This is a genomic window from Niabella terrae, assembly GCF_054783135.1.
In genome coordinates this window covers 231,536-253,430 of sequence record NZ_BAAGRD010000001.1, presented here as the reverse complement: position 1 = coordinate 253,430, position 21,895 = coordinate 231,536, and the positions used below count along the sequence as shown (strand labels likewise).

At 45.6% G+C, this 21,895-nt stretch carries 23 protein-coding genes; 13 read left to right on the top strand and 10 right to left on the bottom strand.

Translation table 11 applies throughout. From position 1 onward, the window contains the following. Positions 1-85: 85 nt before the first annotated feature. A complete protein-coding gene (locus ACYVI9_RS01135; RefSeq protein ID WP_460759508.1) occupies positions 86-625 on the top strand; it encodes a hypothetical protein in 540 nt (179 codons plus the stop codon). 28 nt (positions 626-653) lie between these two features. Then, entirely contained in the window at positions 654-830 is a 177-nt protein-coding gene (locus ACYVI9_RS01130) for a helix-turn-helix domain-containing protein (protein WP_460759505.1), read from the top strand. Between the two features lie 27 nt (positions 831-857). Here ACYVI9_RS01130 and ACYVI9_RS01125 read toward each other — a convergent pair whose 3' ends face one another. Further along, on the bottom strand, positions 858-1,907 hold the full coding sequence (locus tag ACYVI9_RS01125; RefSeq protein ID WP_460759502.1) for a fatty acid desaturase family protein: 1,050 nt from the start codon (positions 1,905-1,907) through the stop codon (positions 858-860). 285 nt (positions 1,908-2,192) lie between these two features. Here ACYVI9_RS01125 and ACYVI9_RS01120 point away from each other — a divergent pair, with 285 nt between their 5' ends. From ACYVI9_RS01120 to ACYVI9_RS01110, 3 genes are all read left to right on the top strand, one after another. Continuing rightward, positions 2,193-2,465, top strand: a complete 273-nt coding sequence (locus ACYVI9_RS01120) for an RNA recognition motif domain-containing protein (protein WP_460759499.1) — start codon at positions 2,193-2,195, stop codon at positions 2,463-2,465. 90 nt (positions 2,466-2,555) lie between these two features. Next, positions 2,556-2,756, top strand: a complete 201-nt coding sequence (locus ACYVI9_RS01115) for a short-chain dehydrogenase (RefSeq protein ID WP_460759496.1) — start codon at positions 2,556-2,558, stop codon at positions 2,754-2,756. 41 nt (positions 2,757-2,797) lie between these two features. Then, a complete protein-coding gene (locus ACYVI9_RS01110; protein WP_460759494.1) occupies positions 2,798-3,235 on the top strand; it encodes a cold-shock protein in 438 nt (145 codons plus the stop codon). A gap of 286 nt (positions 3,236-3,521) precedes the next feature. On the opposite strand, the gene ACYVI9_RS01105 is transcribed toward ACYVI9_RS01110, so the two are convergent. Continuing rightward, a complete protein-coding gene (locus tag ACYVI9_RS01105) occupies positions 3,522-4,805 on the bottom strand; it encodes a PQQ-dependent sugar dehydrogenase (protein ID WP_460759491.1) in 1,284 nt (427 codons plus the stop codon). 108 nt (positions 4,806-4,913) lie between these two features. Further along, complete coding sequence (purD, locus tag ACYVI9_RS01100; protein WP_460759488.1) at positions 4,914-6,200, bottom strand: phosphoribosylamine--glycine ligase; 1,287 nt, start codon at positions 6,198-6,200, stop codon at positions 4,914-4,916. Positions 6,201-6,372: 172 nt separating this feature from the next. Between purD and ACYVI9_RS01095 the strand changes: the two genes are divergently transcribed. The 3 genes from ACYVI9_RS01095 (at position 6,373) to ACYVI9_RS01085 (ending at position 10,327) form a co-directional block, all read left to right on the top strand. Continuing rightward, positions 6,373-8,169, top strand: coding sequence for a peptide MFS transporter (locus tag ACYVI9_RS01095; protein ID WP_460759486.1), 1,797 nt, complete (start codon positions 6,373-6,375; stop codon positions 8,167-8,169). Between the two features lie 66 nt (positions 8,170-8,235). Then, complete coding sequence (locus ACYVI9_RS01090) at positions 8,236-9,699, top strand: peptide MFS transporter (RefSeq protein ID WP_460759483.1); 1,464 nt, start codon at positions 8,236-8,238, stop codon at positions 9,697-9,699. A 148-nt stretch (positions 9,700-9,847) separates the two neighbouring features. After that, positions 9,848-10,327 carry a hypothetical protein gene (locus ACYVI9_RS01085; protein WP_460759481.1) on the top strand — a complete coding sequence of 160 codons (480 nt, stop codon included), beginning with the start codon at positions 9,848-9,850 and terminating at the stop codon, positions 10,325-10,327. Here ACYVI9_RS01085 and ACYVI9_RS01080 read toward each other — a convergent pair. Beyond that, positions 10,324-11,286: a hydroxypyruvate isomerase family protein gene (locus ACYVI9_RS01080; protein ID WP_460759478.1), complete on the bottom strand. Its 963-nt coding sequence runs from the start codon at positions 11,284-11,286 to the stop codon at positions 10,324-10,326. The genes ACYVI9_RS01085 and ACYVI9_RS01080 overlap by 4 nt on opposite strands. Before the next feature lie 69 nt (positions 11,287-11,355). Between ACYVI9_RS01080 and ACYVI9_RS01075 the strand changes: the two genes are divergently transcribed. Both ACYVI9_RS01075 and ACYVI9_RS01070 read left to right on the top strand, forming a co-directional pair. After that, on the top strand, positions 11,356-12,300 hold the full coding sequence (locus ACYVI9_RS01075; protein ID WP_460759474.1) for a formylglycine-generating enzyme family protein: 945 nt from the start codon (positions 11,356-11,358) through the stop codon (positions 12,298-12,300). A 94-nt stretch (positions 12,301-12,394) separates the two neighbouring features. Continuing rightward, complete coding sequence (locus tag ACYVI9_RS01070) at positions 12,395-13,720, top strand: Gfo/Idh/MocA family protein (protein WP_460759471.1); 1,326 nt, start codon at positions 12,395-12,397, stop codon at positions 13,718-13,720. A gap of 154 nt (positions 13,721-13,874) precedes the next feature. On the opposite strand, the gene ACYVI9_RS01065 is transcribed toward ACYVI9_RS01070, so the two are convergent. Continuing rightward, positions 13,875-14,315, bottom strand: a complete 441-nt coding sequence (locus ACYVI9_RS01065; RefSeq protein ID WP_460759469.1) for a hypothetical protein — start codon at positions 14,313-14,315, stop codon at positions 13,875-13,877. Positions 14,316-14,397: 82 nt separating this feature from the next. Further along, positions 14,398-15,096 carry a response regulator transcription factor gene (locus tag ACYVI9_RS01060; protein WP_460759466.1) on the bottom strand — a complete coding sequence of 233 codons (699 nt, stop codon included), beginning with the start codon at positions 15,094-15,096 and terminating at the stop codon, positions 14,398-14,400. Positions 15,097-15,538: 442 nt separating this feature from the next. Here ACYVI9_RS01060 and ACYVI9_RS01055 point away from each other — a divergent pair, with 442 nt between their 5' ends. Next, the gene (locus ACYVI9_RS01055) at positions 15,539-17,080 is read left to right on the top strand and encodes a helicase HerA-like domain-containing protein (protein ID WP_460759464.1); all 1,542 of its coding nucleotides are present in this window, start codon (positions 15,539-15,541) and stop codon (positions 17,078-17,080) included. 24 nt (positions 17,081-17,104) lie between these two features. On the opposite strand, the gene ACYVI9_RS01050 is transcribed toward ACYVI9_RS01055, so the two are convergent. After that, positions 17,105-17,371, bottom strand: a complete 267-nt coding sequence (locus ACYVI9_RS01050) for a hypothetical protein (RefSeq protein WP_460759461.1) — start codon at positions 17,369-17,371, stop codon at positions 17,105-17,107. Between the two features lie 127 nt (positions 17,372-17,498). On the opposite strand from ACYVI9_RS01050, the gene ACYVI9_RS01045 reads away from it, so the two are divergent. Beyond that, on the top strand, positions 17,499-18,410 hold the full coding sequence (locus tag ACYVI9_RS01045; RefSeq protein WP_460759459.1) for an alpha/beta hydrolase: 912 nt from the start codon (positions 17,499-17,501) through the stop codon (positions 18,408-18,410). Next, complete coding sequence (locus ACYVI9_RS01040) at positions 18,403-19,215, top strand: alpha/beta hydrolase (RefSeq protein ID WP_460759456.1); 813 nt, start codon at positions 18,403-18,405, stop codon at positions 19,213-19,215. Before ACYVI9_RS01045 ends, ACYVI9_RS01040 begins: the two co-directional genes overlap by 8 nt. 3 nt (positions 19,216-19,218) lie before the next feature. Here the strand turns inward: ACYVI9_RS01040 and ACYVI9_RS01035 are convergent, their stop codons facing one another. From ACYVI9_RS01035 to ACYVI9_RS01025, 3 genes are all read right to left on the bottom strand, one after another. Next, positions 19,219-20,766, bottom strand: a complete 1,548-nt coding sequence (locus ACYVI9_RS01035; RefSeq protein WP_460759453.1) for a DNA recombination protein RmuC — start codon at positions 20,764-20,766, stop codon at positions 19,219-19,221. A gap of 60 nt (positions 20,767-20,826) precedes the next feature. Beyond that, positions 20,827-21,351 (bottom strand): hypothetical protein, encoded by a 525-nt coding sequence (locus ACYVI9_RS01030; RefSeq protein ID WP_460759450.1) that lies wholly within the window; start codon positions 21,349-21,351, stop codon positions 20,827-20,829. Between the two features lie 70 nt (positions 21,352-21,421). Beyond that, positions 21,422-21,874 carry a YqgE/AlgH family protein gene (locus ACYVI9_RS01025; RefSeq protein ID WP_460759448.1) on the bottom strand — a complete coding sequence of 151 codons (453 nt, stop codon included), beginning with the start codon at positions 21,872-21,874 and terminating at the stop codon, positions 21,422-21,424. Between the last annotated feature and the right edge of the window lie 21 nt (positions 21,875-21,895).

The following is a 21,895-nucleotide window of genomic DNA, read 5'->3' as shown; positions in this document are numbered from 1 at the left end:
ATTTACTTTGTTTTCCTGACCTCGCGGCGCACATAGGTTGACCAGAACGCTGTCCGGTCCTGTTTGTCCAACTAAAATTGAAGAGATGAAAACAAAGACTATTTTGCTCCTGCTGAATATCCTTGCCTGGATCCTTTTTGTCGCCTTATGTGTTCAGGCGGGCGCCATTATCGTAAGCAGTATAGTTTGGCTGGTGATGCCGGAGTCAGTGGATCGACTCTATAAATGGAATGACCTGACCGTCCTTTTTAATTATGATCATGGTCATTTTACCGCATTGGTCGCCATCATCAGTATTGTCACCGTTTTAAAGGCCTGCCTGTTCTACCTGATTATTCGGCTGATTAGCGACAAACAACTCAGTTTAAGCCGCCCTTTCAGCAAACAGGTGCAGCGTTTTACCTTACTGGGTGCCGTGCTGGCACTTTTAATCGGACTTTTTTCAAAGTACGGTGTCGATTATGCCCGTTGGTTAACGGATAAAAAAATCCCGATTCCGGATCCGGCCGCCTTAGAACTGGACGGGGCACATGTATGGATTTTCATGGCTGTTATTCTGTTTGTGATAGCACAGGTGTTTAAAAGAGGTATGGAACTTCAGGCTGAAAGCGAATTAACCGTATAGTATGGCGATCATAGTAAATTTGGATGTAATGATGGCGAAGCGTAAAATGTCCCTCAATGAGTTGAGTGATAAGGTAGGTATCACGCTTTCTAACCTGTCTATTCTGAAAAACGGTAAGGCCAGGGCCATCCGCATTGAAACCCTGAACGCAATTTGTAAGGCATTGGATTGTCAACCCGGAGATATATTGGAATATATTACCTGACCGACATGGCAGCGAACACCAGACAGATTAGGGGCGCGCGCATCTGCGGGTTCGTTCCTGCATCAGTACAATCGCTTCCTCGCGGCTATTAAACATGTTGTTAATATTCACCAGATTATCCGCCAGCTTGTCGTACTGCTTGGTCATTAGGAAAAAAAAGACATGGAGATAATGAATGCCGTCAAAAACGATGGCTTTCTTCTCCGCAAACTCGTCTTTTCTTTTCCAGAATTCGCCAGGCATCTCAGTGTAATGCATACCGGGTCTCAGGTGATGGATGATATGATAACCATCATTCCAGCAAACATGATTGTATTTGGTATTAATACAGTTGATGGAGTTGGTATAGATATTATCGGGGTTGCTCCTGTCAATAAAGGAGTGCTGTGTCCAATTACCCAACATCATCACAAAGCGCGCAAATACCAGTGGAATGGCAAAGACGACCAGCGTGGCTTTGAGGTTGACGAAACACATGCCAATACAGAAAAATATATATATCCATTCTCCCAATGTCAGGTTGGTATAGAGTTTTTTCCTTTTTCGTTTATACAGATATTCAAAAGTTTCTTTAAAACCCAGCAGAATAAAGTTGAAAAAGTATGCCAGGAAACTCTGGAAACTGTCCCGCTGATAGTACATCGTTGAACTGGAATCTTCCTCTGTATTATTTTCCACATGGTGCATGCCCATATGGTGACTGAAATACCCTTCCGGTGCATGGCCAAAGAGGGGACAGAGTATCCAGGTGACATAAGAATGGAATTTTTGTTGATAGGCAGCTTTTAAGGTTTTGCGGTGGCAGAAACAATGAAACATCAGTCCAAATCTCCCCTTGAAATAGAACTGGGCAAAATAAAAATAGACAATGGCTACAACCCACCAGATCCATCCGGTCAGTACCGATGTAAATAACAGGATCGCTACGGGAACGATAGTGAGATGTATTAGTGTTAGCAAATGAATAAAAGGCAGGTCCCGCTCATCTTTCATAAAACGCATCCATAACTTATCATACCATCCTTTTTTGTATTGATTGTTATATACGGGGTCCGTTAAATGATCTAATACTTTCATAATTTAAGTTGTTTATTCCCTTCCGATACCGGCAATAATCGCAGGAGAAAAGCGGGGTTTTTGCTCATGTAAGTACACTAATGTAGGAATTTTGGGCGAGTTCACATAAATAATTTTGTTAACCTGTTCCGATCAGAAGACCGAAAAAGCAGTAATTTGGCGGAATTAGCCTATCTTTGCAGCGTTAGTTTGAGTAACCGCTCTATTGTAAGCACATACGCTTTACCTGTTAGTATTACAGTTTGCCTTTCTCAAATCGTTTTACAAAATTTTAAATACATTAAAATGAACATTTACGTGTCCAATCTTGGGTACAGTTTTACTACTGAGGATCTTACAGATTTATTTTCCACTTACGGTACCGTTGATACAGCAAGGGTAATCACCGATAAATTCACCCGTCAAAGCAAAGGCTTTGGATTTGTGGAAATGTCTGATGAAGATGCGGCACTCAAAGCAATCCGTGAACTGAACGGAACCATGCAGGACGGCCGTTCCATTAAAGTAATGGAAGCACGCCCGAGAGAAGAAAAGGGCAGCTATTCAAACAGATGGTAATCAACCGGCTTTAAAGCCACAAAATTAGAACTCATGGATGCAGCTTCGATAGAAAGATTTATAAGCTCCAACAATAAAAAAAGTCCCGCAGTGAACATACATTTTAAAGACCGTTCTACTGTGACGGGTGTCTTTATTGTGATGAATGATTATGATGAACTCAGGGCGAAAAATTTTTGGAGGGTGGTCAATATCAGAAACCTGCCATCCTGGGAAAAGTCGAAAGATGTAAATGTCTCGCGCCTGTTCAATGGTGCGGCATTTACGCGACTTAGTCACGCGGCACAGTAGCCCGGAGTACTATTTATCAATTTAAAATCTAAATTTATTTAATGGGAGAAACCTGGAATAAAAGAGAAAGAGAACAGAAAAAAAGAAACGCTAAAAAAAGAAAAGAAGAAAAAAGGCAGGAACGTAAGGAGAACCCCTCCAAAGCGAAAAGTCTCGATGATATGATTGCCTATGTTGATGAGTTTGGCAACCTGTCAGATACCCCACCTGTGAAAAAACCTACGTCCATTGACGATATTCCTCCTGTCGTGGGCAATAGCCGTGATCAACAGTCAGAAGAACAGGTCCGTAAGGGAGTGGTTACATTTTTTGATGGCAATAAAGGCTATGGATTCATTAAGGACGTTAATACACAAGAAAGTATATTCGTGCATTTCAGTGATGCAGCTGTTGCCCTTCAGGAAAACTTAAAAGTCACCTTCGATGTGCAAAAAGGCCCCAAAGGCCTGGCCGCTGTCAATGTAAATGCTGCGGAATAGTCCTTTCATTCGGTAGGCCTCATCAGGCGAATCATCACAGCTTACTGGAAATTGATTAAGGCCTAAGAGTATCAATTTCGAAACTTACAAATTCCAGAGTTTTACTACATCCCGAATTTTATTGAGTCCTGAGGGACTCTTTTTGTTTTAATTCATTGCTATTGAAGAAGGAGAACGCAATCCATTTACCGGGCGTTAACATTACCCGTATTTCGGATTATTCTTCTCTTATGAAGGATGTTTTTTGCTGACTTCCAAAGTCAGAAATTTAAACACTTAATAACTTTTATCGATCAGCTGTCACTTTCCAGATAATTCCTCCAGCGTCATCATTGACCAGTAAGGCGCCATCGGTCGTTACCGTTACTCCTACAGGTCTACCGTATACTTCTGCTGCAGGCTCATCAGCAATAAATCCGGTTAGAAAATCTCTGGCAGCCTGGGGCCGGCCATTCTTAAAAGGGATAAAAACCACTTTATAGCCGGATAGTTCTGACCGGTTCCAGGAACCGTGCTGCCCGACGAAAGCCCCATTCTTATATTCGGAACCAAAATGATCTCCGGTATAGAAGCAAAGCCCCAGGGAGGCGGTGTGCGGTCCCAGCGGTACATCAGGTACGATCGCTTTTTTAACCAGGTCTTCATGGGGATCGGCTTGCCACCTGGGATCTTTATTTGCGCCATAATAGCTGAATGGCCAGCCATACCATCCGTCTCTTTTGACGCTGGTCGCGTAGTCGGGGACCAGTTCGTCGCCAATATTATCTCTTTCGTTCACGGCAGTCCACAACTCATGGGTGACCGGGTTGAATGCCAGTCCCACGGGATTTCGCAGGCCGCTGGCATAAATCTTCAGATCGCTGCCGTCCGGGTTGGCTTCAAAAATTAATGCCCTGCCTTTTTCTGCTTCCATGTCGTGCTCCCCTGCATTACTGGCGGAGCCTACTGTGACGTATATTTTATCCCCTTTTTCACTGCTGATGATATTGCGGGTCCAGTGATTGTTATAGCCGCCTGCATACAGGGTAATAATTTTCTCACCGCTACCTTCCAATGCTGTCATGCCTTTTTTATAGGGATAGCGGTAGATGCCGTCGGTATTGCCGATAAAAAAATAGCCATCTAATATCAGCATTCCAAAAGGACGATTCAGGTCTTTGATAAAAATATGTTGCTCATCAATGATGCCGTCGCCATTCCGGTCTCTTAGTAATTTGATTTGATTGGCAGATTTTCGGGTCCCCGACTCGGCTACGAAATAATCGCCGTTATTGCCAATATAAGTCCAACGCGGATTACTGAGACCTTCTGCGAAACTGCTGACGGTAAATCCCTCGGGAGCTTTTGGCGCCTTTGTGTCCGGCCAGCCAATAACCCGGCTATTTTTACGGGCTACAGTGGTTTTATATGGAGGCGGCAGTGTCAGTGGGCCCACCGTCGTCTGAACGGTAACGTCGGGCCCTGCGGCCAGTTTTTCCTTTGCCGCCTGGTCGGGTTCCCGGGCCTGGGCGAGGATTAACAGCGGTAGGCACAAAAACAACGTACAGCAAACTATAAATGGAGGCTTCATAAACGTGTATTTAAGCCTAAATTTACGAATCGTTTCCCGAAACCTGCGGTGAAGGCATACAGCAATCGGCCTGTCGGAAGAAAAAGTTACGCTATCGGAGATCCTGAGTTAATCCGGAAATTCCCAGCCGATATCCTTCCTGTAATACATTTCATCAAATTGGATCGAATTCAGAATGGACCTGGACTGGGTTACAGCCTGCTGAATACTAGTGCCGTAGGAACTGACACAGAGGACCCGCCCGCCATTCGTTAAAAGTGCCGCGCCGTCCTGGCGTGTACCGGCCTGAAAGATGATGGTAGATTTTTCGTCGGGGGCGGGCTCGGGCAGCAGGATTTTAAATCCTTTTTCAAAAGCGCCTGGATAACCGCCACTTACTGCAACGACTGTAGCCGCCGCAAGCGGATCGGTTGCGATTTGCTGGCTTTTCAAATCATTTTTTGCCGCTGCCAGACAGAGGTCTGCAATATTATTCAGAAGTCGGGGCATGACTACTTCAGTTTCAGGATCGCCCATACGGCAATTGTACTCAATGACATAGGGCGCGTCATTGACTTTAATCAGGCCGATAAATATGAACCCTGTATAATCTATTCCTTCGGTGTTCAATCCATTTACAGTCGGTTGAATGATCTGTTCTTCCACCTGCTGCATAAAAGTACTGTCTGCAAAAGGTACCGGGCTCACCGCACCCATACCACCGGTATTCAAACCGGTATCTTTTTCGCCGATACGTTTATAATCTTTGGCTTCCGGAAGGATGAGATAATCTCTCCCGTCTGTCAGCACGAAAACACTGAGTTCAATACCAGAAAGAAATTGCTCCACGACTACAGTCTTACTGGCTTCTCCGAATTTGGCATTTACCAGCATTTCTTCAAATTCAATAATGGCTTCGTCGGCCGAATTGCAGATGACCACTCCTTTGCCTGCGGCCAGTCCGTCTGCTTTCAGGACGATCGGCAGGCTGTGTTGTTGCAGGTATTGAAGTCCTTCTTCGAACTGCTCACTGGTAAATTCCCGGTAAGCGGCCGTGGGGATCTGATGGCGCTGCATAAAAGCTTTGGCAAATGATTTACTGCCTTCCAGCTGGGCGCCGTATTGCGAGGGACCGATAAAGTGGATATGCTTCAGGCTATCCTGTTGAAAATGGTCCCAGGCGCCTTTCACCAATGGCTCTTCCGGTCCGGCGATTACCATTTCTATTCCATTTTTCAGACAAAAATCTCCAATCGCCTCAAAATCAGTAATTGCCAGCGCTATATTAGTGCCGCATTGGGCTGTACCTGGATTGCCGGGGGCAATAAATAACTCATGCGCATCATTACCACGCAGTTTGATATTCCAGGCGAGTGCATGCTCTCTACCGCCACTACCAAGAAGGAGTATCTTCATCCTTAAATTTTTTTAATGGGCGGTGAAGTTAGTAAAAACTACAGGGAAGTCAAGCTATTAGCGATGTATTTGGGCGTCAAAAATTGTTCTTATATAATCAAATTTTGTTATTTCTGGCCGATGGGAGCAACTTATCCATAATTTTACGAATCTTGTCATAAAATAATTTAATATGTCTGCAACCGAAAACGACTTTTTTAAGAGCCGTGTATTGGGCCATCCATCCGGTTTATTTGTGTTATTTTTTACGGAGATGTGGGAACGGTTTTCCTACTATGGAATGCGTGCCCTCCTGGTTTTGTTCCTGACTACCTCTCTGATAGATCCAAACCCGGGTTGGGAATGGCCCCGGGCGCATGCGCTGGCCTTATATGGAACTTATACTTCACTCGCTTATCTGACCCCGATTATGGGCGGTTATTTTGCGGATAAAATTCTGGGTTATCGATGGGCTGTGGTCATTGGCGCCAGTTTGATGACCCTGGGGCATGCTTCTATGGCCATGGAGTCAAATCATATTTACCTGTATATCGGTTTGGCCCTACTGGTCCTGGGCAATGGCTTTTTTAAACCGAATATGACTTCTATTCTGTCCGAGATGTATAAAAAACACCCCGAGAAGAAAGACGGCGCGTATACTATTTTTTATATGGGTGTCAACTCCGGTGCTTTTCTGGGCATGCTGCTTTGCGGCTACCTGGGGGAAAGGGTAGGATGGAGCTGGGGTTTTGGACTGGCGGGTGTGTTTATGCTGGTAGGCATGTTGCAATTTTATTTTACACAGGGAATTTTCGGTAATATCGGGAAAAAGCCTGTAGCAGATCTGGCTTTAACAGAAGTGGCGGAATCCACCGACGGAAAAGTGGCGGATCGTCAGGATGTTCTGAATGATATAGATAATGCACCTAAAAATCCATTTTCGGTATTCGATCTGGCCATCATAGGGGTGGTTTCAATTATGGGGCTTACCTGGATTATCAATGATCCGGTTTCTAAGATATCGTCTTTCAACCTGTTTAATTTTACCCTGGGTGGTATGGATGGAAGTAATGCCGTAATCCTCATCGCACTGGGACTGTTTCTGTTATTACTGATTAAAAGAATTGCAGGCTACGGTCCTATTTTAAGGGACCGGATGATTGCTATCGTCGTTCTGGCCTTTATCACTATTTTCTTCTGGGCTTCTTTTGAGCAGGCCGGAGGCTCCATGACCATTTTTGCCAATGACTATACTGACAGAATACTGGAGGGTAGTGGTAAAATTGCTTTCAATATTGTGAATACCCTGATTACCGTGGTACCTATGGTGATCATTTCCTTTGTGCTGCTCAAATTATTCGGACAGACTTTTAAGAATCACGCCCTGGGTAATATTATTCTGGCCCTGGGCTTTTTATTGATCTGGGGGCTGGTTATCTACATGCTCTCTCAGCAATATATCGAAGATAAATCCGAGATTCCTGCTTCCTGGTTCGGGATGCTGAACTCATTGTTTATCATCAGTCTGGCGCCCCTGATTTCCAAAATCTGGGAAAGTAAATTCAATCCGCCGGCAACGGTAAAAAACGGGATTGGTATGATCCTGTTGGGCATCGGGTTTGCTGCTTTGGCTATCGGCGCTTCTTCGATTCCCCAGGGAGCAAAAGTTGCTCAGGTAAGCCTGATCTGGCTGGTACTGGCCTATCTGTTCCATACCCTTGGAGAACTGTTTATTTCTCCGGTAGGTCTATCCTATGTAAGTAAACTGGTGCCGGGAAGAATGATCGGCATTATGTTCGGGATCTGGTATCTGGCCATTGCTATCGGTAATAAACTGGCGGGCAGTATCGGCGGGGAAATCGATAAGATTACAGCCAGGTACGATATGCAGACCTTTTTCCTGATTTTCACGATCATCCCGGCTGCGCTGGGTGTGCTGATTATACTCTTAACGCCTGTCATCCGAAAACTGATGCATGGTGTTCGGTAAAATGGGAACAACAATTCTAAAAGCCCTGGATCTGAAGGATTAGGGCTTTTAATATTAAAAGAGCTTATGGAACAGTCTATTTCGACCAAACAACCGCGGCAACTTTATCTCCTGTTTTTCGCCGAAATGTGGGAGCGTTTTTCCTTTTATGGGATGAAGGCCCTGCTGATTGCTTATATGGTTACCGAACTGAAATTTGATGAACCCAGGTCTTATGGTATTCTGGGCGCTTATTCAGCATTGGTCTATACGGTGCCCATGCTGGGCGGAATGCTGGCCGACCGGATACTTGGATACCGAAAAGCGGTAATTTATGGCGGAATATTGATGAGTATCGGCCATCTGGTACTGGCCCTGCCGCAGGATTGGAGTTTTTTCTATGGGATGGCTTTTATCATTTGCGGAAATGGCTTTTTCAAGCCCAATATATCGAGTCTGGTGGGAACATTGTATACTGAAAATGATCCGCGTCGTGACAGTGGTTTTTCGCTGTTTTATATGGGGATTAATATTGGCGCCGCGCTGGGCGGGTTGCTTTGCGGTTACGTGGGGCAACGAATCAACTGGCATTATGGATTCGGGCTGGCGGGCATCTTTATGATCCTGGGTCTGGTCGTATTCGCAATTGGGCAGAAATCCCTGGGGCACCGGGGACTGCCACCCCAAACCGAGCTGTTGAAAAGGAAAACCATGGGTATCTCTTCAGAGTATTTGATATACCTGGGTGCCCTGGTCATTATTCCCCTGGTCGTTGCTTTATTCAATCGCCATGAGATTATGGATTATTTGATGGGCATACTGGGTATTATTGCCATTGTATATGTACTCTGGGAAGCATTTCGAATGGAAAGAGCCGGTCGCAATAAATTGCTGGCGGCCCTGTTTATGATCATTTTTTCTATTCTTTTCTGGGCCTTTTATGAGCAAAATGCCGGCTCCCTGAATTTATTTGCAATGCGCAATGTCGACATGAATGTGATGGGAACAGAACTTCCGGCATTAGCGGTAAATAATTTCCTGCCACCCGGATGGGTCGTCATACTTAGTTTTTTCTTTGCCTGGCTCTGGACCTGGCTGGCCAAACGCAATGCCGAGCCAAATACGCCGGTCAAATTCGGATTTTCGTTTTTGTTTATTGCGCTGGGCTTTTTCGTCTTTTATATCGCCTGTCTGAATGCTGATCAGGGCAGAATCAGTTTGCTGCCCTTCGCAATGGGCTACATGTTTATCATTGCCGGGGAGCTTTGTTTGTCTCCGATCGGCCTTTCCATGGTAACCAAGCTCTCACCGGCACGAATGGTTGCCGTCATCATGGGCATCTGGTTTTTTGCCAGTGCGGGGGGAGAATTTCTGGCGGGCAAGATTGGTAAAATGATGAGCGTACCCGAAGCAGTACAGCAAAATGCCATCGCCTCCCTGCCCTATTATGCTACGATCCTGAAACAGATTGCCATGGCTTCTGCATTGACCGGGCTGTTGATTCTGGGTATCTCACCCCTGATCCGGCGATGGATGGGTAATATTAAATAATCACAAGTGTTCGGCTTCCCGCCTGAGTTCCTGTCTCACGCGACAGTAAATGAGGCGGCATACCCAATTATAATGATTTTTAAAAATCCCCATTTTCGGGATTGCCAAGCCGGTTAATTATTTGTTTTTTTGTGATAAACAAAAGCATATGAAAGCCATTTGCATTTGGATACTATTTGTCGTCATCTTCACAGGACCGGCGGCAGCCCAGCAGGATGAAAATCCCCTGTTACATCGAAAAAACGCGGGGTTTGTTCACCTGATGGGTCCAACAATAATCTATTCACTGGGTTACGAGCGGGCACTGATGGCACAGGGGAAGCATGGACTGGTAATCAACGGAGGAGGAATGATCTGGCGTGAAGCAACCGGATTTCACGGTGGTCTGAGTTATCTGTACTTCCTCAAAAGACATGCGCTTGAAGCGGGTATGAATGTCGCTTATGTGACGGATAAGGAAGAATGGGTGGATTCGGAGGGGTTGATACCGGTGCCCAATATCGGATACCGGTATTATACTAAAAATGAAAAACTTTTTCTAAAAGCCGGTGCTGATTTCTTTCTGGGTCCCAGTACCCCCAATGATGTATTTCCGTATCCCTATTTGGGGATTGGTTTCAGGTTCTAAAAGGAATCTGCGTCCCGATAAGCACGGATAAGTTTTTCTTCCCCTGCCTTGCCGGTTTCAGAGAGGCCATGTTCCATGCCGACTACGCCTTTATAACCTTTCTCGTGGAGGAATTTGAAAACATTCCTGTAATTGATTTCTCCCGTGCCAGGTTCCTTTCGTCCGGGATTATCTCCGACCTGGATATAAGGAATTTCCTCCCAGCAGAGTTCCATATTTTTTATAAGGTTGCCTTCATTCTTCTGCATATGATAGATGTCATAAAGAATTTTACAGCTGGGGCTGTCCACGGCCTTACAAATCTCATATGTCTGTGTAGCATACCTCAAAAACAGATCGGGGCTGTCACTCAGCGGTTCCAGCACCATGATCAAGCCATGCGGTTCCAGAATTTCCGCGCCCCGTCGCAGCGCTTCAATTACATGGGCTGTCTGCACCGGCAGGGGCAGATGCCGCGCATAATCGCCGGGAACCACCGTCACCCATTTGGCATTACAACGCTTGGCTACTTCGACGGATTTGCGACATCCATCCAGAAATATATCAATATGTTCTTTTTTGCCAGCAGCCAGGGTATTGGCGCCGTTACCACCCTTAGGAACGACAAAAACCCCCATGCGCATCCCCAGTTTAGCGAGCGTCTCCCCAATCCTGGATTGCATTTCCGGAGTTCTTCCCGTCATGCCGTTATCTTCAATTGAACGGAATCCCCGATCATACATATATTTTATCTGGTCAATAAAATCCTTTCCTGCCAGATTGGTAAACATGCCGTCATGGGGTGCGTAATCCAGTTGAAAAGGCTGGTCTTTGACGGACGGATTTTGACCGAAGGCCCGCGAACTGATTGCCATCGTGCCGGTGGCCAGAAGGGTATTTTTTAAAAAGGAACGACGATACATCTGTATTTTTTTCAGTATGAGCAATAAATGAGATGGAAAATAGTAAATCTTGGTCAAAGGTTGGAAAAATATTTGCAATAGGTTTTTTGAAACCTATTTTAATAATTGTTTTATATCTTTAGCGCTATGGTTAAGTGCATGCTGCTGGCCCTGAGTATGGCTGCTGTTGTCGGGCTGAATGCCCAGGATACGTCCTTTAAGAAATATGAACTCACCATTCCAGGAGGAACGGTAAAACAACAAATGGTACCCATAAAAGCCGGACAATTCCTCATGGGCGATAATAAAGGAGCTGAAGCCGATGAACGTCCGGCGCATGAAGTCCATATTGGTGCCTTTTGGATGGGCGCGACCGAACTGACTTATGACGCCTATGCGCTTTTCCTGAATGATGAGAATTTTTCCGAGAATAACCAGGTAGATGCCATCACACGCCCTTCCCGCCCTTATATAGATTTAACGCTGGGTATGGGAAAAGAAGGTGGCTTTCCCGCCAATAGTATGAAGCAGCACGCAGCCATAATGTATTGTAAATGGCTGTTCGAAAAAACCGGCGTCTTTTACAGGCTCCCCACGGAGGCGGAATGGGAGTATGCCTGCAGGGCCGGCTCCAATACAGTTTATCCTTTTGGAAAGGATAGTGCCAACCTGACCGAATATGCGTGGTACAGTGCCAACAGCGATCAAAAATATCACAAAGTCGGCCAAAAGAAACCGAATGAATGGGGGCTATACGACATGTTGGGCAATCTGCAGGAGTGGGTGCTGGACCAGTACCAGGAAGATTATTATTCAAAATCGGCCAAACAGTCCGCTGATCCCGTAAACACGCCCAGCACCAAACATCCGTTGGTGCTTCGTGGTGGTAATTATAACGACGATGCAGTGGCCCTCCGATCCGCCAACAGGCAGGTCTCAGAATTGATCTGGAATCGCAGGGATCCCCAGATCCCCAAAAGTAAATGGTGGAATGCAGATGCGCCATTTGTGGGATTCAGGATTGTCAGGCCATTGAAGCAGCCGTCCGAAGCAGAGGCCCGAAAATTCTTTGAAACTTATCTGGGACTTTAAGCCGATCGTGCCGGATTCAAGCAGAAGCAGATGGCATTGATAAATACTGATTTTAACCATTGTAAATATTCACTTACTGTTTAATTGTCAAAAAATGGATCATAAAACAACACGTAGAAAGTTTGTACAACAAACTTCGTTACTGGCGGGCGGCATTGTGGCGGCGCCATTCCTGGGTAATGCAACAAATTTTTTCTCCGGATCGGCGGGGGTGATTAAAGTCGCCCTGATCGGTTGCGGCGGCCGGGGAACTGGCGCGGCGATCCAGGCCCTGAGCACCAAAGACAATGTGCAATTAGTGGCCATGGCGGATGCGTTCAAAGACCGCTTGGACGGCTGTTATAAAGCCATCACCGATACTCTTGCGGAGTCCGGTATCGACAAAAATCGGGTCAATGTGCCTGAAGACAGGAAATTTGTCGGCTTCGATGCTTACAAACAAGCTATTCCTCTGGCAGATGTCGTCATATTGACCACGTCTCCGGGATTCCGGCCCATTCATTTTGAAGAAGCCGTAAAACTGAACAAGCATGTGTTTATGGAAAAGCCGGTCGCGACAGACCCGGCTGGTATCAAAAAAGTTTTGGAAATCGGCGAAATTGCCAAACAGAAAAAGCTGAATGTCGTTGTCGGACTGCAAAGACGTTACCAGAACTCCTATACGGAATTGTACAAGAAGAAAGACCTGATCGGGGATATTACATCAGCGCAGGCATGGTGGAACAGTGATGGCGTATGGGTGCGGGAAAGGCAACCCCAACAGACTGAAATGGAATACCAGATGCGTAATTGGTACTATTTCAACTGGCTTTGCGGAGATCATATAGTAGAGCAGCATGTACATAATATTGACGTCGTCAACTGGTTCAAGGGCGGCTATCCTGTCAAAGCGCAGGGCATGGGAGGCCGGCAGGTCAGAACGGATAAAAAGTACGGAGAGATTTTTGATCATCATTTTGTGGAATTTCACTATGCTGACGGCAGCATTATGAACAGCCAGTGTCGCCATATCCGCGGTACCAAAACGAAAGTAGACGAATTACTGGTCGGTACCAAAGGCGTAATATATGGTGACACTGCAGTGATCAAAGACCATGCGGGCAATACCCTTTATGCTTATGACAAGAATGCTGATAACAACCCCTATCAAGCCGAACATGATGCCTTATTTGCCGCCATTGCCAAAGGGGAATATAAATTTGCAGACACTGAGCACGGTGCGAAAAGCACGTTGACAGGTATCATAGGCCGGATGGCGACTTATAGTGGCCAGGTGATTGATTTTGAAAAGGCATTGAACAGTGGCATCAGTATTATGCCCGAGACCTATAGTTTTGATGCTACACCACCGGTGGTACCCAATGCGGATGGTACTTATCCGATCGCCATTCCCGGTAAGACCAATTATCATGTCTCCTGATCCGGCTTAGCAGCAGATCAAGTGTAGCTGCTATTAGTTTCGGGAAAATGAGTTAATATTAATAATCCTGACAAGACCCGGTCCTGTCAGGATTATTGCATTCTGGTCCGGCGGTAAGTCCAGGTCTAAAAAGTGATAAGTGGTAGTTTAAAAATTAGTCTGTCTTAGACTGGTACTGTTTTACTTTGTCGATATATAAGGCGGAATCGACAGTATGGAAACTATACCGACCGTTCTGAAAAATATCTTCTGCAGATTTTTCCAACAGGACGGTGCTGCTGCTGTCCGGCAGGAACAATTCCAGCCTGGAGCCATCGTTACTTGCTAGGATAAAGGCGCTTAATATGGCGCCATCACGGGTCTTGGTTACCGGATTCAACCTTGTACCACTGTTAAATACCTGGATGCAGCCCTGTTGTAATTCGCTCCAGGTTTCCCCGGCTGCTGTCAGACATCCATGGGCATCCTTTTGTCCACCGATCGCTTTTTCACTACGGCCTGTATCAGTTTCTCCAGCCGGAGAACTGGTATGGGTAGCGTTATTGCAAGCCGCAATTAAAAGCAGTAGAAAAGGAATGCAAACTATTTTTTTCATAATAACAGATTGATTGGTGAATAAATTAAAAGGCCCCTTTTATTTTCACAATAAAAGAGGCCGGATATCTTTTGCAAATATTTTAATCCTGCACTACCAGCCGGAAGCCGTTGCCGTGTATGTTGACGATTTCAATTTTTTCATCATCTTTTAAATATTTCCGGAGCTTGGCAATATAGACGTCCATACTGCGGCCGTTAAAGTAGGTATCGCTGCCCCATATTTTCTTCAGGGCCTGTTCCCTTGGCAGCAGGTCGTTCAAATGTTCGGCCAGCATTTTCAGCAGTTCATTTTCCTTGGGTGACAGGGTCTGGGTATTACCGCTATGGGTTAACTGGCGCAGTTTGGGATTGAAATGGTAACTGGATAACTGATATTCTTTATTTTCTGTCTCCTTGTTCAGCTCTTCGTTGCGCTTCAGTATCGCTTTTATTTTTAACAGCAATACTTCACTGTCAAAAGGTTTAGTGATATAATCATCCGCTCCCAGCTTATACCCCTGTATAATATCTTCTTTCATGGTTTTGGCACTCAGAAAGAACAAAGGAACATCGGCGTCAATATCCCTGATTTCCTCGGCGAGCGTAAATCCATCCATATGCGGCATCATCACATCCAGCAAACAGAGATCAAATTTTTCCCTTTGGAAAGCCGCCAGCCCCAGACGGCCGTCTCTTTCCAGGGTGACATCATAATCATTCAATTCCAGATAATTCTTCAGCACATTACCCAGATTGGGATCGTCTTCACATAATAATATTCGTGGTTTCTTATTTTCCATGTTTTAAACTGTTATTTGTCAATACACTGTATACAAATAAAGATAAAGCATTTTAATAGTCTGGCAATTGGAAAGCAATTTTTTGTTAAAAGTCCGGATAATTAAATGAAAGAAGAATAGTGTCTCAATGAAATATCCGTAGCGGACCACATGGCATTACACAGAAGCAATCGTCCGGGCGGTAGCGCTTCGACTCTAAATGGTTCGTTTACAGTACCCTTACTACAAGGTTAACAAGACCGGCGACGGAATAATATCCGTCGCTGAGGTAAAATCCGGTATCGTGTCCGGATGCTTTATCACATTGAATTCCTGGAAGTACTTTGTAAGGATATAGTTTACCGAAAGTTCAGGAACTGCCGGCAGGATCCGTGGGCTGGCGGTTTTGAAAAATGCAGAATATTACCGGTGAAAACTTAACTTAGTCAAAATTTATTGTTCAATGGGAGATGCAGCAAAATTTTTGGAGACTGTCAAGGCAGGCTATAGTTTTAAGGGTGATGCTTATCAGTTGGGCAGGGCGATGCTCGATGGTAAGGTGGTGGAAGGAGCCGATGTATTCCTGCCCTTCAAGACCCTGAACCGCCACGGATTGATTGCCGGGGCTACCGGAACAGGAAAAACGAAGACCCTGCAGTTACTGGCAGAAGGTCTGAGTGATGCCGGCATACCAGTGGTCGTCATGGATATCAAGGGTGACTTGAGTGGCCTCGGTGCTGCGGCAGTACCCAATGATAAAATTGCGGATCGGAGTCAGTTGCTGGGAATCAATTTTCAGCCTAAAGCCTATCCCATTGAATTGCTGACCCTGAGTGAAGAAAAGGGTACGAGGATGCGGGCTACCGTAACGGAGTTCGGTCCGATTTTACTGTCGAAGATTCTGGATCTGAATGATACCCAGGGTGGATTGGTGGCTATGATATTTAAGTATTGTGACGATACTAAATTACCACTGGTAGATCTAAAAGATTTTATCAAGGTCTTACAGTTCGTCAGTGATGAGGGCAAATCGGAACTGGAAAAAGATTATGGCAAAGTATCCACGAGTTCCACAGGTACCATACTGAGAAAAGTAATAGAACTTCAGCAACAGGGAGCAGATTTGTTCTTTGGTGAACGGAGCTTTGATGTGGAAGACCTGATGCGTACTACCGGGGCGGGACAGGGTATGGTATCGATAGTTCGGGTTACGGATTTGCAGGATCGTCCGAAACTTTTTTCCACGTTTATGTTGCAGCTTCTGGCCGAACTCTATGCTTCCAGCCCCGAACTGGGTGATTCAGAAAAGCCCAAACTGGTCATGTTTATTGACGAAGCGCATCTGATTTTTAAAGAAGCCAGCGAGGCGCTGCTCAGTCAGATAGAAACAATAGTTAAGCTGATTCGATCCAAGGGAATCGGCATCTATTTCTGTACCCAGAATCCCATGGATGTACCGGCATCAGTTTTATCCCAGCTGGGTCTCAAGATCCAGCATGCGCTGCGGGCATTTACGGCTGCTGACCGGAAAGTTATCAAGAAAACAGCTGAGAACTATCCGGAATCCGATTTTTATGAAACCGATGAACTACTGACCCAGGTTGGGATCGGAGAAGCCCTGGTATCGCTGTTGAATGAAAAGGGGATCCCCACGCCATTGGTTCATTGTATGTTGCGGGCGCCCCAAAGCCGGATGGATATACTTTCCGAATCCGAGATTAATCAGATAGTCAGTGGCTCCGATATAGCCGGTCATTACAATGAAGTGATCGATAATGAAAGCGCTTATGAATTGCTTGCCAAAAAACTCGAAGCTGCGGCTGAGGCGCAGGAAGAGGCAGCCAGGGAAAAAGCAACTTCCAGGTCAAAGAAGGAAGAAAAAGGTTTTTTTGACAATCCTATTGTTAAAAGTGTCGCCCGGACAGCCGGTAATACGATCGTCCGATCACTGTTGGGTGCTATAGGGATCGGAACTGGTAGCCGCAAGAAAAAGTCCTGGTTCTAAAGCAATCCTTTCGGGTTAAAGTCTTCACAGGTGCACATCCGTCAGACTGTTCAACGGGATGACAATGCCGGCCTTTAATTCCAGATAATTATCGGTAAGTGACCAGACGGTAGTATATACGGTTCTTTCACCTTCCGTGGTATTAAAAGTCAGTGTTGTTTTGCCTTTATAGGCATTGCCTAGCCGCACATAATATTTTAATTTATCGTTCCAGTATTCGGTTTTGTCCAATTCAGCAGGAATAATATGATAATTGCTGATTTCTTCTTTATCGATTAATTGTTCTGACATATATGGGTAATTCTGCTCTTTCAAATTTAAGAAATCCTGAATTCGAAAAATCCATTCTTAGAATTTTTTCATCCGGAATCAGTAAAATTTCGCGCCGGGACGCCGAATAAAAGGAGAAAAGCCAATCATGGATCACTCCTTCTCCGGGTCCGGTATGCAAAGCCGGAAAAAAATTGTATATTGTAAGAACAATGTAGCAATGCCTGTCTGGGTCACTATTATATTAATCCTGTTGGCTGTTTATCTGATTGTCAGCGTGGCCATTTATTATTTGCAGGAGTTCTTTATTTTTAAAGCCGAAAAACTGCCTAAGGATTTTCAGTTTTATTATGAACAGCAACAGGTAGATGAATACAATCTCCCCACTCATGACGGCGCGGTAATCAATGGCCTGCATTTCAAAACTGACCAGCCGAAGGGCGTGGTGCTGTACCTGAAAGGGAATTCCAAGAGTATAAAAGGCTGGGGTAAATTTGCGGTGGATTTTACCCGATATGGATATGATGTACTGATGTTTGACTACCGTGGATTTGGCAAGAGTACCGGACGTCGAACCCAAAAGGGCATACAACAGGATTTACAGATGATTTACGACCGGCTCCGGGAAAGAGTAAAGGAAAAGTATATTCTGTTATATGGCCGGTCGCTTGGTTCAGGTTTTGCCACCAAGCTGGCTTCCGTAAACCGGCCCCGTATGTTGATACTTGAATCGCCTTATTACAGCCTCAAACAGGTTGCTGCCCGATTTGTACCGTTTATGCCTTTGTCGCTGGCCCTGCGCTTCCCCCTGCCTACTTTTAAGTGGATCCGTTATGTACAGTGTCCCATTTTTATCATTCACGGCAATCAGGATCGGTTGATACCCTATAGCAGCGCCGTGAAGTTGTCCAAAATTAATCCCGACAAGACCAGACTTTATACCGTCATTGGCGGCGGCCATAAAAATCTGAATGCTTTTCCGACCTATCATCAGATTTTATCGGAAATTATTCATTTTAACACTGATGGTGTCGTGCAGGAGGCGGACCGCCATGAGTAAAACTTTTGGCTTCCGACGCTTAGGCAGAGCGGTTGTATGGCTGATCATCGGTTATCTGATCATCCTGACAGCCGTCGGGTTGTTGCAACAGCGGTTTATTTTTCATCCCGAAAAACTGCCGGAAACATATTCGTTTTCTTTTTCCGAACCCTTTGAAGAAAGGTGGCTTGAGACGGCGGACGGTGCCCGGCTGAATCTTCTGTATTTTCCCGCCTCAGCTGCCAAAGGGACCATTCTCTATTTTCATGGCAACGCGGGGAGCCTGGATCGATGGGGCGCCATTGCTGCTACGCTGAGGCATTATGGCTACAATGTGTTGGTAATGGATTATCGTGGTTACGGTAAATCTACTGGCGAGCGAAGTCAACAAACCCTGGAACAGGATGCGCGTCATTGTTATCGGGACCTGATCCGTAAAGTTCCTGAGGATCAGATAATTGTTTATGGCCGATCCCTCGGTACGCATTTTGCCAGCCTTATTGCCAGCGAGTATCATCCCCGGATGTTGATACTGGAAACACCGTTTACCAGTATTACCGAAGTCGCCAGCGGATATTTGCCTCTGGTACCGGTGAAAATGCTGCTGCGGTTTCCGCTGGACAATACCCGTCAGATTTCCAGGGTATCCTGTCCTGTTATAATTTTTCACGGTACGGCAGATAGCGTGGTTCCCTATGCATTGGGTAAAAAACTATACGGGCTAGCCAACCCACCTAAAAAACTGGTAACAATTCCGGGAGGCGACCATAATAACCTTTCCGATTTTCCGGCTTATCGTCAGGGTCTCGAGGCTGCCTTGAAATAAGACTTAAGGATTGGTATATTCCTTTGCGTCATTATCAGCGCCCAGGTCCAGCCGGGCCGCAGAGAAATCCCTGGGTTTATCGTAATGAATCAGATTTTTCATTTTTCCCGCTTGCGAAAAGAAATTATCTCTTCCGGTATGCAGCTGTTTTATCGCGTCTTCGTATTTATCCCGGGCGGTATCCAGGTGCTTTCCTACTGCATCCAGATTTTCAACAAAGCCCACCAGTTTTTCATACATTTTCAGGGCCCTGCCCGCAATTTCCATACTGTTGCGGTCATTGCGTTCTCTTTTCCAGAGATCTGCCATGAGTTTAAGGGCTGCAATCAGGTTGGTAGGACTAATCAGGAGGATACGCCTTTCATAAGCATATTCCCATAACTGGGGGTCGCCCTTCAGGGCCGCAAAATAGGCCGCTTCATTTGGAATGAACATCATCACAAAATCCATGGCTTTGTCGTAATCTTCATAAGCTTTCGCATGCAATTCATTGATATGATTTTTTACCGAACGCACATGACCCATCAACTCTGCCTCCTGCAGGGATTCTTCCTCGGCGTCCGCGTAACGGATAAAAGCCGTCAGCGAGACTTTGGCGTCAATAATCAGATGTCGGTTATCTGGATAAACCACAAGGGCATCCGGCCGTAGTTTCCTGCCAGTGACTGCATTTAAAAGGGGTCTGCCATCCGCATCAAAAAGCTGATGCTCCATAAAAAATTCTTCATTTTTCCGAAGCCCCGATTTGTCCAGGATCTTTTCCAATATTATTTCTCCCCAGCGTCCCTGCGTTTTGGATTCTGATTTAAGTGCTCTGGTGAGGCTCTGTGCTTCGCGACTGAGCTGTTGGTTGAGGATGATCAGGTTTTTTACTTCATTTTGCAACGCGAATCTTTCATTGCTTTCCTTTCCATAACTTTCCTGAACCTGTTTTTTAAACTCCCGGATATTTTCTCCCAATGGTTCCAGAATCTGCTTCAGGTTGGTTTTATTCAGCTCGGTGAAATGCCCGGTTTTTGTCTCCAGAATTTTGTTGGCAATATTTTCAAATTCGGTATTGAATTTCTGACCCAGGGCGGCTATTTCTTCTTTCTGTACTTGCAGTTTTTCTTCTGCCGCCTGATGTTGGGCCCTTGCCGCGGACAGTTCCCGGTGGGTGGCTTGTGCTGTTTGTTGCAACTGTTCCAACTGGGAACGGGTTCTCAGGTAATCATTGTTCTTCTCAATCAGGTTTAAGCGGGCCGTATCAAACTGTGCTTTTACAGTAGCATATTGTCCGCGCAGTTCATCCATATCTGCTACGATGCGGTCCCGTTCCTGTTTTAGCTCGTTGAAATCGTTTTGTTTAAGGCTGATGGTATCCCTGGCGTTTTGTAATTGTGCTTCTGCAACCGCCTGTTTCTGTACATATTGCCGCTCTAGTTCTTGTTTTTCTTCCCTAAGGGCAGTTCGTATTTGTTCGTTTTGGCCACGTTGCCTGTTATGCGCCATCAGCCAGCTGATAAGGCCTCCCAGGACAGCTCCTGTCAAAAGATAAATAATCATTTCCATTGCTAAAGTTTCTTAGTGCCACTGCGAAAGTAAGCAATGCTTTCGGAAACCAGTTCCACTTTAAGGTAGGCCGCGGATCTCGCTGATGGTGATACCGTTCAGGCAGTCGTCGGCGCAGTCGTTGGGTATATAACCACACTGGGAAATCATCCCCCGATTCCGGGTTTCGAATATGACGGTGTTTTTCTTCGGATCTGCTTTCAGCCATTCATTTTTAGCGATGGCATAGATTTCGTCCAGCGTTTGTGCCGGATTATAAGAACTGTGACTATCAATGGCTCCTGACGCTTCAGTCCAGGCGTCAATTAATTCCCGCTGGTGCGTGGTGTCATTGATCCGATAGGCCTGATATACCTGTTTTATGATCCTGTCGTTCTTCACTTCGATGGTATATGTGCTGGAATATCCCGTCCACGAACTGTAAGTTTTGGTATACTGGTAATGATTGTCTGAACTGTCCTTAAATGCCAGCCAGCTTCTATAGCTTTTTTCATAGGCACGATCATCATGCTGTTTACTACAGGATAAGTATACCAGCGAAAGACAGATTATAAAGATGGCAAAGTGACGGACATTGATATTCATTGGCTTGTTTAAAGTAGGACGCGGCAAGCATCCCGGGCGCAACAGGAGAAGACAGTTCCGCCCCTGCAACTTACCCGACTTCAAAAAGTCCGGGGTCATCAATGACCGTCCATTCTCCAGATTGGATCTCCGCTTCGAGTTGTCCGGAATCCCAACCACAATAGCCGATGAAAAATTTCATGTCAGTCTGATCCAGCATGCCGATATTCAGATAGGCAACCACTGCTTTGAAATCGCCATTCAGCCAGGTTTCATTTCCAATGAAGCGACCTTCTTCAATGAGATCAGGTCGCCGGTGTATAAAGAAAAGCTTTTCCTGTTCCATCGGCCCGCCTTCAAAAAGCGGGAATGGCGGACTGTCAGAGAATTCTTGGAGTTCGTTAAAATTCCTGGGGAAAGACCGGTTAAAAATATATCCGATACAACCATCCTGCCCGGATTCCGTGATATACACCAGGGCCTCCCGGAAATAATCTGACGGATCCTGACTATTGCTTTTTAGAAAATGCCCGGGTGCGATCATACAATATTTTCAGTAAATATA